Origin of the sequence: Massilia sp. YIM B02443 (genome assembly GCF_030411955.1) — a bacterium.
Taxonomy (GTDB): Bacteria; Pseudomonadota; Gammaproteobacteria; order Burkholderiales; family Burkholderiaceae_D; genus Telluria.
The window spans coordinates 89,157-103,033 of sequence record NZ_JASNRA010000009.1 but is presented as its reverse complement, the minus strand read 5'-3'; the positions used below and the strand labels follow the sequence as shown (position 1 = coordinate 103,033).

7 protein-coding genes are annotated in these 13,877 nt (G+C 67.2%); all 7 read right to left on the bottom strand.

The window, feature by feature from the left end; translation table 11 throughout:
* Positions 1–82: 82 nt before the first annotated feature.
* Positions 83–2,566: a GH92 family glycosyl hydrolase gene (locus QPK27_RS11525; RefSeq protein WP_290418375.1), complete on the bottom strand. Its 2,484-nt coding sequence runs from the start codon at positions 2,564–2,566 to the stop codon at positions 83–85.
* Positions 2,566–3,486: a carbohydrate kinase gene (locus QPK27_RS11520; RefSeq protein ID WP_290418374.1), complete on the bottom strand. Its 921-nt coding sequence runs from the start codon at positions 3,484–3,486 to the stop codon at positions 2,566–2,568. Before QPK27_RS11520 ends, QPK27_RS11525 begins: the two co-directional genes overlap by 1 nt.
* A 7-nt stretch (positions 3,487–3,493) precedes the next feature.
* Entirely contained in the window at positions 3,494–4,711 is a 1,218-nt protein-coding gene (locus tag QPK27_RS11515; RefSeq protein WP_290418373.1) for an AGE family epimerase/isomerase, read from the bottom strand.
* A 53-nt stretch (positions 4,712–4,764) separates the two neighbouring features.
* Entirely contained in the window at positions 4,765–5,751 is a 987-nt protein-coding gene (locus QPK27_RS11510) for a LacI family DNA-binding transcriptional regulator (RefSeq protein WP_290418372.1), read from the bottom strand.
* Positions 5,752–6,038: 287 nt separating this feature from the next.
* Positions 6,039–9,449, bottom strand: coding sequence for a GH92 family glycosyl hydrolase (locus QPK27_RS11505; RefSeq protein ID WP_290418371.1), 3,411 nt, complete (start codon positions 9,447–9,449; stop codon positions 6,039–6,041).
* Between the two features lie 89 nt (positions 9,450–9,538).
* Positions 9,539–12,241, bottom strand: coding sequence for a glycoside hydrolase family 2 protein (locus QPK27_RS11500; protein ID WP_290418370.1), 2,703 nt, complete (start codon positions 12,239–12,241; stop codon positions 9,539–9,541).
* Entirely contained in the window at positions 12,238–13,773 is a 1,536-nt protein-coding gene (locus tag QPK27_RS11495) for a tryptophan halogenase family protein (protein ID WP_290418369.1), read from the bottom strand. Before QPK27_RS11495 ends, QPK27_RS11500 begins: the two co-directional genes overlap by 4 nt.
* Between the last annotated feature and the right edge of the window lie 104 nt (positions 13,774–13,877).

Genomic DNA, 13,877 nt, shown 5'->3' with positions numbered 1-13,877 from the left:
TGTTCGGTTGCCCGACTGTGTATAGACGAAACGCCGAGGGATCGCCTCGGCGTTTCGGTACTGCTTACCGCATCAATTCAAATCAGCGCGCCATGCCGGCCGGCGCCGCCGGCAGATCCCTGGCGCGCGTGCCCCAGCCCTTGGTGTCCGGCTGCGATGTCAGCTTGTACTTCAGGGTGCCGCCGGCCTGGATCTGTTCCCAGTCCAGCCACACGCGCTCCACCGCGCGGCCGCCGTAGTTCACCGACTGGACGAAGCGGCGCTGGCCCGGCTTGGCGCCAGGGGCTTCGATGCGCAGGGTCTTGCCGGTGCCGAGGTCGATCTCGGCACTGGCGAAGCGCGGCGCATGCAGCAGGAAGCGGCCGCTGCCCGGCATGTCCGGGTAGATGCCCAGGGCGCTGAACAGGTACCAGGCCGACATCGTGCCCAGGTCGTCGTTGCCGGTCACGCCGCCCGGACCGTTGGTGAACAGGGTCTCGGCGCCGCGCAGGACGGTGGCGGTCTTCCACGGCTGGCCCATCAGGGTGTACATCCATGGCGCGTGGAGGTCCGGCTCGTTGTTCGGGTTGTAGCGGAACTGGGCGTAGTAGCTGTACGGTCCCACCACCCACGACTTGCGCACCGCGTTCGGGTCGGCCAGCACCGCCGGGTAGTCGAAGAACTGGTCCAGGCGTTTCAGGGCGTGGTCATGGCCACCCATTGCCGCTACCAGGCCCGGCACGTCCTGCTGCACCAGCCACTGGTATTGCCAGGCGGTGCCTTCATGGAAGCCATGGTCGCCGCGCGGATCGTAGCTGCTGCCGACGTCGGTGAACCACTTGCCGTCTTCGGTCTTCGGACGCGGGAAGCCACGCTCGCCGGTCGGTTCGTCGACCACGCTCGCATCCCACACCTGCTTCCAGTTGCCGGCGCGCTGCGCCAGGGTTTGCGCATCCTCGGTCTTGCCGAGCGCCTTGGCCATGATCGCAAGCGAGCCGTCGGCCAGCGCGTATTCGAGCGTCGACGAGGCGCCGTGGTGGGGGTCGGTGTCCATGCCCTTCGAGATGAAGCTGCGGTCGTGCTGGACGAAACCGTTCTTCAGGTAGCTCGGATTGCCCGAACGGCCCTGCGGACGGATGCCGTGCGCCGGCACGCCGAAGGCGTTCTCGCGCAGCGCGGTCCAGGCTTCCTGTTCGCGGCCCTTCAGCGCGCCGAAGCGCCACAGGTCGACCATGAACGGGGTGACCGGGTCGCCGGTCATGATGTTGGTCTCGAAGTTGGCGTAGCCCCAGCGCGGCAGCCAGCCGCCCTGCTCGCGGATCTTCAGCACCGAGTTGGCGATGTCGCGCGCGCGCTCCGGACGCAGCAGCGCCAGCAGCTGGTTCTGGCTGCGGTAGGTGTCCCACAGCGAGAAGTACTCGTAGTAGGTCCAGTCCTTGGCGGTATGGATCTTGTCGTCGTAGCCGCGATAGCGGCCGTCGGCGTCGTTGCCGGTCATCGGGTGCAGCAGCGCGTGGTACAGCGAGGTGTAGAACACGGTGCGGTCGTCGGTGCTGCCGCCTTCGATGCGCACGCTGGCCAGCTCGCGCTGCCACTGGGCCTGCGACTTGGCCTTCATCGCGTCGAAGGTCAGCGGCTTGCCGCCGTCCATGCCGTCGGCCTGCAGGTTGATGCGCGCGCCTTCCTGGTCGACGTGCGAGATCGCGCTGATCGCGGTCACCGAGCGCTTGTTCTTCAGGTCGAAGCTGAGCCACACGCCGTGCGGCTTGGCTTCGCCCTGCTGGCTGGGGCCCGTGGCGCCGGGCCAGCCGGCGCGGTCGTCCCACACGCCGTGCGCCACCACCGGCTGGTCGAAGGTCATGCGGAACCAGGTGGTGTACTTGGCGCCGCCGCAGAAGCTGCGCGTCACGATGCGGCCTTCGACGCTGTTGCCGTCGACGATTTTCACTTCGCTGCCGATCACCGAGTGGCGCTCGTTGGCCTGGCCCAGGTTGACCAGCACGTGGCCGGTGGCGGCGTTGCCCTCGAAGGTGTAGCGCTCGGCGGCGGCGCGGGTCAGCGCGGTCGATTCGGCGGTGATGCCGCCGTAGCTGGTGAGTTTCACCTTGAAGTAGCCGGCCTGGCCGACTTCGCCGTCGTGGCTGAATTCGGCGGCGTATTTCTTGTGGTCGAACGTGCCCTTCTTGGCGGTGTCGAAGTCGCCGCCCGGCCCGATGGTGCCGGTTACCGGCAGCACCGACAGCTGGCCGCCCTGCTCCCAGCAGCCGGCGCCGGACACGAAGGAGTGGCCGAAGCCGCGGATCTTCTTGTCGGTGTAGCGGAAGCCCGCGTAGTGGTCGGCGATCGGGCTCACCTGGATCAGGCCGAACGGGGCCGAGGCGCCGGGGAAGGTGTTGCCTTCATCTTGCGTGCCGATGAAGGTGTTGACCGGGGTGCTGCCGACGGCCAGCTTGGCGTTGGCGGCGGCGGCGACTGCGTACGGCGAAGTGGCCGGCAGTGCGCAGGCCATCACGGCGACGGTGAGGGCGATCAGGCTACGGCGGGCGGGCTTGAGTGGCGCGTTGTTCACGCTACGGGTACGACTCATCAAGATACTTCTCCTTCGAGCTGTTCGAACAGCTGTTGCATGGCCGCGGATTGCGGCGGAGTGGCGCCCGACTGCAGGCAGGCGGCGGAACCGGCCGCCAGTGCGGCGTGCAGGTGCGATTGGAGCGTGCGCTCCGGATGGTGGTGCAGGCTGCGCAGCAGGCCGGCGGCGCTGGCGTCGCCGGCGCCGACCGTGTCGACCACGTCGACTTTCGGCGCGCGCGCATCGACGCGCTGGTCACCCGAGAACAGGCTGGCGCCCTGGCCGCCGCGCGTGAACAGCACCAGCGCTTGCGGATTGAAGGCGCGTACCTTGGCCAAGGCTTCGTCCAGGTCAACGCCCGGGAACAGGCCGCGCAGATCGTCGTCCGACACTTTCACCAGGTCGGCCAGGGTCGCCATCGCTTCGAGGGTCGGCGTATAGCGCTCGTCCATCAGGTTGCGGAAATTCGGGTCGAAGCTGATCCTGACGCCGCGCGATTTCAGCTCGCGCGCCAGGTCGACCAGTTTCGCGGCCAGCGGCTGGCGCGCCAGGCTGATGCCGCCGAAATGAGCCCAGCGCAGCGCGTCCATCCAGCCCGCCGGCAGCGCGGTCGGATCGAAATGCAGATCGGCGCTGTCGTCGCCGACGAAGAAGTAGCTGGGTGGCTCGCTTTCGACGATCGCCAGCAGCGGAGAACGATCGAAGCGTTGGAGCAGGCGCAGGTCGAGGCCGCCGGCTTCGCTGGCGGCCCACAGGGCGTCGCCGAAGCGGTCGTTGCTGATCGCGCCGGCGAAGCCGGTGCGCTCGCCCAGCGCGGCCAGGGCGCGCGCCACGTTCCAGGTCGAACCGCCGACGCGGCTGACCCATTCCTCGTTGCCGCGGTGGATCATGTCGGTGAGCGCCTCGCCGGCGCACAGCATCACTGGCGCGTTAGTCATCTGAACGTCAGGCATGATCGGCTTTCGTCAGCGCAGCCACGATGTCGTAGCAGGCGCCCATGGTGTGGTAGTCGACCTTGCCGGCCGGGCTCTTCTCGTCGCTCAGCTTGCGGTTCTCGCGATCGAGGATGCGGTACCAGGCGCCGTATTCGTGGTCGACGAAGTGGGTCCAGCTATAGGCCCACAGACGTTCGTACCAGACCCAGTATTCTTCGTTGCCGGTGCGCTGCGCCAGCATGGCGGCAGCGGCCGCGCTCTCGGCCTGGACCCAGAAGTACTTGTGGTAGTCGCAGATCGACAGGTCCGGCGCCAGCGAATAAGCCAGGCCGCCATTGACCACGTCCCAGCCCTTCTCCACCGCCACCTTGAACAGGCGTTCGGCGGTCGGCAGCAGCCAGTCGAGGTCGCGGTCCAGCGTGCCCTTGCCGCGCGCTTCCAGCATTACCAAGAGCTTGGCCCACTCGGTGAAGTGGCCCGGCTGGTAGCCCCATGGGCGGAACAGGTTTTCCGGATCGTCGATGTTGAACTTCCAGTCCGGCTGCCACTCGACGTCGTAGTGTTCCCAGATCAAACCACCGCAACGCTCGGCCTGGCGCTGGGTGATGTTGAAGGCGACCGTGTAGGCGCGTTCCAGGTAGCGGCGCTCGCCGGTGGCCTGGTGCGCGGCCAGCAGCGCTTCGCAGGCGTGCATGTTGGCGTTCTGGCCGCGGTAGGTCGACAGCTCGCGCCAGTCCTGGCTTGCTTCGTCGGCATACAGGCCGTCGGCCTCGTTCCAGAAGCGCTTTTCCATCAGCTCGAAGGCTTCATTGATCCACGGACGCGCCTCTTCCACGCCGGCCATGGTGGCGTGGGCGTAGGCCAGCAACACGAAGGCTTCGCCGTAGGCGTGCTGGGTGCCGTCCTCGATCGCGCCGCCATCCAGCATCCAGGCGTAGCCATCGCCATCCGGGGCGCGGTGCGCCTCGCGCACGAATTTCACCGCGTGCTTCAGGCCTTCCAGGTAGGCCGGGTCGTTGAAGTGGCGGTAGGCCATCGCGTAGGTGAACACGAAGCGGGTGCTGCTGACCAGGTGGCGGTGGGTGGCGTCGTACACCGCGCCGTCGTCCTTGAAGTAATGGAACATGCCGCCGGCGGGATCGATCGCGCGCGGGTGGTAGAAGCGCATGGTGTGGCGGGCATGGTCGAGCAGCACGGCCGGGCTGCGGAAATTCGGGAGAGTGGTCATAGTGGCTCGGTTCAGAGTGGGCTCAAGGGGTAGCAGCGTTGGGTCGGTCGGCCTCAGTCGTCGTAGCTGCTTTCGCGCACGATCATCTCGACTGGCAGGGTTATCTGGGCGGGTTCTTGTTCGGGCTTGTGCAGCAGGCATTCGACGCCGGCGCGGCCCAGCGCTTCCTTGTCGACCCGCACGGTCGACAGCGGCGGGATCGCCGCCGCCGCGGCGGCGATGTCGTCGAAGCCGACGATGGCAAGGTCGGACGGAATGCGCAGGCCTTCGTTGAGGCAGTACTTCATGGCCACCAGCGCCGTGCTGTCGTTGTAGCAGAACAGCGCGTCCGGCCGCTTGGACAGGTTGAGCAGGCTGCGCACCGCCTCGATCACGCCCTCCTCGCCCTCGCCCATGGTCGGCACGATGATTTCGAGGTTCGGGTCGGCGTGCACCTTGGCGTCGAACAGCGCCTGGCGGAATCCGCGGTTGCGCTGCTGGATGCTGTAGTGGGCCAATGAGCCGGACAGCATGGCGATGCGCTTGCGGCCGGTGCGCAGCAGGTGCTGGGTGGCCAGGTAGCCGCCGCTCATATTGTCCGGATTGATCGAGGTGAAGCCGCGCCGGTGCATGTCGACCAGCACCATCGGTTTGCCGACCTGCTGCAGCGCCGCCAGCACTTCCGGCTCGAAGAAGCCGGCGCAGACGATGGCGTCGGGCTGGTGCAGGCGGATCTGGTCCATCACCGGTTCGGCCGGGCCCACCACGATCAGGGACAGGGCGATGCCTTCGCGCCGGCAGGCTTCTTCGGCGCCGTGCAGCACTGGCGAGAAGAACGGGCTGGAGGTCAGCGTGTTGTGCTGGCTGTGCAGCAAAAAGGCGATGCGGCGGATGCGGCCTTTTTTCAGCTGCGAGAAATCGTATCCAAGGCGCATCGCGGTCTCGCGCACGGTGTTGCGCGTGGCCTCGGTCATGCCGGCCTGGTTCTTCAGCGCGCGCGATACGGTGCCGATCGACAGGCCGGTGGCGGCGGCGATGTCGCGCAGGGTCACCGCGCTCATGGCTGCGCCTCCGGACCTGGCCGGACGCGCAGCGCGCCATGCGTCGCAATCGGGTGCATGCTTCGGTCTCCGTTATCGGGTTTAATAAACGCTTATCCTAGCGTCTTGCAGGCGTAGCGGCTTCGGATGGCGCGCGCCTGTTGATAGGGTGTTTTATATCAGTCGTCTTTTCGTGCCGTCAACGAAACCGGCCTGATTCGGGTGCGTTTTAGCGGATTTTAGTAAACATGCGCACGACAACCCTGCCGTGCGCACATTTGCTTAGACGCGTCGGTAATGACGCGTGTTTACTTCGCGCTGAATTTCGTCTGCGTCAGCGCGCCTTCCGACGCCTTGCCCGGCGCCGCTTCGAGCAGTTCCAGCTCGGCCAGCTCCACCGTCGAACCGTTGTCGAAGCGCAGGCGGTACTCGCGGTAGGCGCCCGGCTTGGCCACGCCGAACGGACGCAGCTGCAGCGCCCAGTCGAAGCGTTCGCCGCTGCGTTTGTCCAGCTCGGTCCAACGATTGCCTGCCTTGCCGCCACGGCCCTCCAGCGTCCAGCCCAGGCCCTGCACCGGGGTCTTGCCGCCGGTGATGGTGTAGGTGCTGATCGTGGACGCCGTCGCCAGCGCGAAACTCACGGTGGCGCGTGCCGGCAGCGCCAGCTGGGTAGCGGCGTCGTCGTCCAGCAGCGCGCCCGGGTTCTTGACGCCGGCCAGCGTCACGCGGCGCGCGCTGCCGCTGCGGTCGTGCAGCATGGTCGGGGCCTTGCCGGCTTCGGTCATGGATGCAGGAAGGGCTTCCACTTGGCTGCCCCAGGTCGACGGCATGCTGCCCATCGTGAATTCCAGGGTAGCGCCGCCGGCGATGTCGTCGTGGCGGATCCACGGCTTGGTCCACGGCTGGCCGTTGACCTTGAGCGACTGCACGTAGACGTTGCGCGGGCCGTTGTTGTTGGCGATGACGGTCAGCAGCTTGCCGTTCTCGAGTTTGACTTCGGTGCGGTCGAAGGCCGGCGAGCCGATCACGTATTCGGGCGAACCCATACGCATCGGATACAGGCCCATCATCGCAAAGGTGTACCAGGCCGACATCTCGCCATTGTCCTCGTCGCCGGCATAGCCCTGGCCGATCTCGCTGCCCAGGTACAGGCGGCGCAGCACTTCGCGCGTAATGGCCTGCGTCTTCCACGGCTGGCCGGCCGAGGCGTACAGCCACGGGATGTGGTGGGCCGGCTGGTTGCTGTGCGCGTACATGCCCATGCGCACGTCGCGCGCTTCGGTCATTTCATGGATCACGCCGTGGTAGCGGCCGGAGAACTTGCGCTCGGCCGTCTCTTCGGTGGCGAAGAACTGGTCGAGGCGCGCGGCCAGCTTGTCGCGCCCGCCCATCAGGGTGGCCAGGCCTTCGGCGTCGTGCGGCGTGGTGAAGGCGAAGGTCCAGGCATTCGCTTCGGTGTAGTCCGAGCCCCACAGGCGCGGCTCGAAGGCGGTTGCCGGCTGGCGCCACTGGCCCTTGGCGTCGCGGCCGCGGAAGAAGCTGGTGGCCGGGTCGAACAGGTGCACGTAGTCGGCCGCGCGCGCGCCGAAGTATTCGGCCTCTTCACGGTAGCGGCGTGCTTTCGCCGGGTCCTTCTCGTCCTGCGCCAGCGCTTGCCCCATCTGGGCCAGGCCGAAGTCGTTCAGCGCGCCTTCCAGCGTCCACGACATGCCCTCGTGCACCGAGGTGTCGGCATAGCCGCGGTACATCGACTTGGCCAGGCCCTTGCGGCCGACGTTCGATACTGGCGGCACCGCGGTCGCGTTCTTCAGCGCCGCTTCATAGGCCTGGTGGCCGTCGAAGTTGCGCACGCCCTTCAGCCAGGCGTCGGCAAAGGCCACGTCGGAGCTGGTGCCGACCATCAGGTCGGCGTAGCCCGGCGACGACCAGCGCGCCACCCAGCCGCCGTCGCGGTATTGCTGCAGGAAGCCGTCGACCATCTCGCCGGCGCGCTTCGGCGCGAACAGCGCATAGGCCGGCCAGGTGGTGCGGAAGGTGTCCCAGAAGCCGTTGTTGACGTAGTTCTTGCCGGGGATGACCTTGGCCGAGGTGCGCAGCGCGTCGCCGCCGGCATTGTTGCTCGACCAGCCGCTCTGGTCGGCATGGACCCAGTCGGGTTGTGCGGCGGTGCCGACGTTTTCGTGGGCCACGTTCGGGTACATGAACAGGCGGTACAGGTTCGAGTAGACGGTGGTCATCTGGTCGTCGCTGGCGCCCTCCACTTTCACGCGCGCCAGTTCGCTGTCCCAGGCAGCCTGGGCGCGCTCGCGCACGGTCTCGAAGCTGGCGTCGCCGATTTCCATTTCCAGGTTGCGCTTGGCCTGCTCGATCGAGATCATCGAGGTGGCGATGCGCATGCGCACTTCGCCGTTGCTGTCGGGCGTGAACTTGATGTAGCCAGTCGGGCGGCCGGTCTCGATACCGCCGCTATTCTTCCAGCGCTGGTCGAAGGTGGCATAGACGAACATGCGCGCCGAACCATTCGACAGGCCGCTGCGGGTATCGGTGTAGCCGATCAGGGTCTGCTTTTCCTGGTCCAGGGTCAGGCCGCCGCGGTTGTCGACGTTGTCGAACAACAGGTTGGCGTCGCCGCCCTCGGGGAAGCGGAAGCGGAACACGGCGGCGCGTTCGCTCGGGGCGATCTCGGCGCGGATGCCGTTGTCGAAGCCGACGCTGTAGGCGTACGGGCGCGCGATCTCCTGGTCGTGCGAGAACGACAGCGCGCGTGCCTTGCGGTCGGCGTCGGGCTGGCCGGCGCTGCTCGATGGCATGATCTGGAAGGTCTGGCGGTCGGCCATCCACGGGCTTGGCTGGTGGCTGAGCGACAGCGCCTGCAGGCGTGGACGGTTGTCCGGGCCGTTCTTCTCGTTCCAGCTGTACATGAAGCTGAGCGTGCCGGCGTCGGTGACCGGGGTCCAGAAGTTGAAGCCGTGCGGCATCGACGCCGCCGGGATGTTGTTACCGCGCGAGAAGGTGCCGTTGGCCTGGGTGCCGCGCGTGGTCAGTACGTAATCGGACAGGCGGCTCGGCACCACGCGTGGCTGGTCGGCGATGACGATATCATCGATCCAGCCGCTGGCCTTGCCCACGCTGCCGATCGCCGACGGGCTCACTTCCAGTTCGATCGACTTGATGCGGCGGCCGGCCAGCTCGCCCAGGCGGACTTCCTTGTGCGCCCACTGCTGCGGGTACAGGGTCTTCGATTCGGCCTGGGCCGCGGCGCCGACGCGCACGCCGTGGTGGTCGTTGATCAACAGGCCCGACAGGCGGCGGCCATCGTCCAGCACCAGGTCGAGCGAGACGCCGGTCGAGGACGCAGTATCGCCGTCGACGATCTCGGGCAGCACTTTCCACGACAACGTGGTGTCGGCCTTGATCGCGATATCGACCGGGAACAGCTGCAGGCGTCCACCGCTGCCTTCGGCGGAATAGCGCAGCGCGCGCAGGCCGCTGTAGCCGGCTTTGGCCTTGGCGGTGTAAGGACGTTCCGGGCCATCGCCCAGTGCGACGGTCACGCCGTTGTCGGACAGCGTGGTTGGCGCCGGGTCGGCGGCTTCGAACGAGGTCGAGAACAGGGCCGGCGTTTTTTTCGCGATTAGCCCATCGGTGCCGGTGCTGGCGCAGCCGAGCAGCAGCGTCGCGGCGGCGACCTGCACGGCGATGGTGCGCAGACGTGGCATGGCGGCTGTGCGAACGAACGCGGATGCGTTACGTTCTGGGGCGGACGCCAGGGCGGCGTGGCGGGAGTCGTGAGCGGTTGCGTTCTGCGTCATGGTGCGGAAGGGCTCCTGTTCTGAGGGGTGGTGGCTGCCGGCACGGAATCTGCCAGCGAGCGGATTTGCAGGGCGGCGCGCAAGGCGCCTTCGGTGGCGGCGGAGGTCACGCGCAGCGTGACGCGCTCGCCGGGCAGCACGGTGATGGCGTTGTCGGACAGCTCGGCATCCAGGGTGCCGAAGTCGATCCAGACTCCGCGCGCCAGGCGCGATGCCGTGATCTCGAGGAGGAAGGCGGCGCCGTCCTGGCGCAGCGTGGCACGCAGGTCCGAATGCGAGCCGTTGTCCTTCCACGCGATCTGTTTGGCGGGTGCGAAATACACCACGCCGCGCGACGCCGGTTCGCCCTCGGCCTGCAGCTCGAACACGGCGACCGTGTCGGTGGCGGCAGCTTTGCCGAGCAGCTCGGCGTCGCGGTAATCCGCTATTTTTGCGGCCGACAGCGGCGCCAGGTTGACCTGCTTGCGCTCGTCGCGCAGCACCTTGCCGCCCAGCGTCATCACGCGGGTGCGCAATTCGCCGCGCACACGGCGGGTACGGTCGTTGAGCAGGCTGACGGCGGTCGTCCCTTTCGGATCGCGCAGCGCGGCCACGGCCACCGGCGCGAAGAAGCGGCGCGCGTGGTACTGCAGCGCCTTGGGACGGCCGAACCAGTCGATGCTGGACCAGGACGCGCCCGGCCACACGTCATTGAGCTGCCAGTACAGCGTGCCCATGGTGTAGGGACGGCTGCGGCGGTGGTGCAGCGCGGCCAGCTCGATGCCTTCGGCCTGCATCACCTGGGACAGGTAAGCGAAATCGCTGAACGCGGTCGGCGTGCCGAACTCGTCGTTGACATACTTCATCAGGCGTTCGTTGCCCTTCCCGGCCAGGAATTTCTGGTGCGCTTCGATCACGGGGCCGTCGATCTGTTGCTCGGCGCGGGTGGCGAAGGCGTCGATCGTGCGCTGCACCGGCCAGGCCTGCACGCCGAATTCGGACATGAAGCGCGGCGTGATTTCCAGGTACTTGGTCACCGGATGCGCCGGGTTGCCCCACACTTCCCAGTAGTGCATGTCGCCGCTGGCTTGGGTATTCGCGACTTCCTGCAGGTCTTCGCCCGGCGAGCTGGACCAGTAGCCGATGCCGCCCGCCTCTTCCTTCACCACCTGGCGCAGGTCGACGCCGAACAGCTGGACGTAGCCCTTCCACACCTTGTCGGCGAAGACCGGGTCGGCCGCTTTCAGCGTCTTGCCGTGGCCCCAGTATTTCCAGGCGATCTCTTCTTCATTATTGCCGCACCACAGCACCACGCTCGGGTGGTTGCGCAGGCGCCGCACCTGGTCGCGGGCCTCAAGCACCACGCTGGCGCGGAAATTGTCGTCGTAGGCCGGCTGCATTCCGCCGCCGAACATGAAGTCCTGCCACACCAGGATGCCCAGTTCGTCGGCCAGCTCGAAGAAATCGTCGTTCTCGTAGTAGCCGCCGCCCCAGCTGCGCAGCATGTTCATATTGGCGTCGCGCGCCGACTCCATGATCTTGCGCAGGCGCGTCTTGTCGATGCGCGGCTGGAACATGTCGAACGGGATCGTGTTGGCGCCCTTGGCGAACACCGGGATGCCGTTGACGACGAAGTAGAAGCCCTTGCCTTTCTTGTCCTGGTCGGTGCGCAGCGCCACGCTGCGCAGGCCGGTGCGCCCGGACAGCGTCGCCAGGGTGGCCTTGCCGTCGCCCGCTTCCAGCTCGTAGCGGTACAGCGGCTGGGCGCCGTAGCCGTTCGGGAACCAGCGCTGCGGGTGCGTGACCTTGACCGGCAATTCGATCCGGTTGCCCCCGGCGCGCAGGTCGACGCGCTTCTGCGCCGCCAGCGAACGCTTGCCGTCGGGCGTGGTCTGCCACAGGCGCAGGTCATAAGTGCCGGCACGCGCGGCGTCGAAGGCGGCGATGGCGGTCACGTCGGCGCGGGCGGCATCGACGCGGTCCTGGCGCAGGTGCAGGTTGTCGATGCGCACGGCATCCCAGCTCTGCAGCGTGATCGGCTTGGTGATGCCGGCGGTGACGTAGCGCGGGCCCCAGTCCCAGCCGTAGTGGTAGCCGGGTTTGCGCACGAAGTTGCCGGTCATCGCATCCTTCGGCTCGTCGCCATAGGGCGATGGATAGTTGCCGGCGATCTTGTGCGGCATCGCCAGAACCTGCGGCAGCATCTTCGCGATCGGCGAACGGAACACGATGCGCAGAATATTGTCCTGGGCGCGCAGCTTGCCTTCGACCGGCACGCGCCAGGTGCGGAAGGCGTTGTCGGCGTCCAGGATCTTGTGGCCGTTGAGCCAGACTTCGGCGAAGGTGTCGAGCGCCTCGAACACCAGCTCGCTGCGCGCATGGCGCAGGCTGCCCGCGGGGGCGTCGAAGGTGGTGCGGTATTCCCAGTCAGCCAGGCCGATCCATTGCAGCTTGGCTTCCGGCGCCCCGACGTAGGGATCGGGGATGACTTTATGCGCCAGCAAATCGGTGTGCACGGTGCCGGGCACGCTGGCCGCGCGCGACGGTGCCGCTTCCGGATGCGCCGCACTCTGGGCGTGGCCGGGCACCATGCGGAAGGTCCAGCCCTTGTCGATCACCAGGCGGGTGGAAGTGTCGGCCAGAGCAGTACCGGCCAGCATGGTCAAGACGCATGCCCACAGCAGGCGTGCGAACGCGCGGATGTTCAGTGAATAGTTCATGGTGCGGGCGCCTTCCAGTAGCGGTCGATCCATTGTTGATGCGTGGGCATGCTGGCAACGGCCTGGGCCAGCGTCGCGCGCACCCCGTCGACGTGGGCATGCAGCTGGTCGTCCGGCATCTGGTCGACCATCGGGTGATAGTTGTGCGGCACGATGCCCTGCCCCAGCATCACCTGCACCCAGTTAGGCAGCGCGAAGAAATCGTCGCCATGGCGAGAATAGCGGCCGTCGCTACGGAACAGCGCGATCGCTTCACGCAGGCTGTCCGGAATCGCCATGGTGCGGCAGGCATTCCAGAACGGCGTGTCATCGCGCGTGGTGGCGTGGTAGTGCAGGATCAGGAAATCGCGGATGCGTTCGTATTCGAACGCGGATTCGCGGTTGTAGCGTTCGATCAGGAGCGGATTGAAGTCGCGGCGCGGGAACAGCGCCAGCAGGCGCGTGACGCCAGCCTGGGCCAGGTAGATGCTGGTCGATTCGAGCGGCTCGAGAAAACCGCTGGCCAGGCCCAGCGCCACCACGTTCCTGTTCCAGAATTTGTTGCGCATGCCGGTGGTGAAGGCCAGCCGGCGCGGCTCGGCCAGGGCCTTGCCGTCGAGGTTGTCCAGCAGCGTGGCGGCCGCCTCGTCGTCGCTGACGTGGCGGCTCGCGTACACGTAGCCGTTGCCGGTGCGGTGCTGCAGCGGGATGCGCCATTGCCAGCCGGCGGCCTGCGCCGTGGCGCGGGTGTACGGGGTGATCGGATCCAGCCGTTCGCTCGGCACGGCCAGTGCGCGGTCGCACGGCAGCCAGTGCGACCAGTCGACGTAGCCGGTCTTCAGGGTCTCTTCGATCAACAGGCCACGGAAGCCCGAGCAGTCGATGAACAGTTCGCCGTCCACGACCGCGCCATTTTCCAGCGTCACCGATTCGATGAAGCCGTCGGCAGCACGCTGGTTGACGCCAACAATCTTGCCTTCGATGCGCTGCACGCCGCGCCCTTCGGCCAGCTCGCGCAGGAAGCGAGCATACAGGGTGGCGTCGAAGTGGTAAGCGTAGGCGATGTCGCCAACCAGCGAACCCGGCCCTGCATTGCGGTCACCCGGCGCGAAGCGACCCTGCGGCGCCATCACGGTCTGCGGCGAATACTGGCCGATCGGGCCCGCCTTGCCGGCGAGATGCGCCTTCAGCCAGAACTGGTGGAACGGCAGCGGCCCGAGCGAGCGGCCGAGGGCGCCGAAGCCGTGGATATAACTGTCGCCGAGGCGGCCCCAGTCCCTGAACTCGATGCCGAGCTTGGCGGTAGCCTGGGTGCGCTTGACGAACTCGGCCTCGTCGATGCCCAGCCACTGGCCGTTGAACAGGCGCAGGTGGGGCACGCTGGCTTCGCCGACGCCGACGATGCCGATCTCCTCGGACTCGACCAGGCGGATGGTCGCGCCCTTGCCGAGGTAGGTGGTCAGCGCAGCCGCGGCCATCCAGCCGGCGCTGCCGCCACCGACGATCGTGATCGCGCCGACCCGCTCATGGGTCGCGTGGTCTTGTGAATGCATGGCATATCCATGGAAGAGGACCTTGCCCGGCGAGCGGGCAAGGCCATGGAAAACGCCTCCCCGACGCGTCGCGCGTGACGCGCGGCGGCCGGGGAGAAGTGACG

What these genes read in the sequence shown, in the direction of transcription:
- QPK27_RS11495 (WP_290418369.1), bottom strand. Translation starts at nt 13,773, where the DNA reads ATGCATTCACAAGACCACGCGACCCATGAGCGGGTCGGCGCGATCACG.
- QPK27_RS11510 (WP_290418372.1), bottom strand. Translation starts at nt 5,751, where the DNA reads ATGAGCGCGGTGACCCTGCGCGACATCGCCGCCGCCACCGGCCTGTCG.
- QPK27_RS11500 (WP_290418370.1), bottom strand. Translation starts at nt 12,241, where the DNA reads ATGAACTATTCACTGAACATCCGCGCGTTCGCACGCCTGCTGTGGGCA.
- QPK27_RS11515 (WP_290418373.1), bottom strand. Translation starts at nt 4,711, where the DNA reads ATGACCACTCTCCCGAATTTCCGCAGCCCGGCCGTGCTGCTCGACCAT.
- QPK27_RS11520 (WP_290418374.1), bottom strand. Translation starts at nt 3,486, where the DNA reads ATGACTAACGCGCCAGTGATGCTGTGCGCCGGCGAGGCGCTCACCGAC.
- QPK27_RS11525 (WP_290418375.1), bottom strand. Translation starts at nt 2,566, where the DNA reads ATGAGTCGTACCCGTAGCGTGAACAACGCGCCACTCAAGCCCGCCCGC.
- QPK27_RS11505 (WP_290418371.1), bottom strand. Translation starts at nt 9,449, where the DNA reads ATGCCACGTCTGCGCACCATCGCCGTGCAGGTCGCCGCCGCGACGCTG.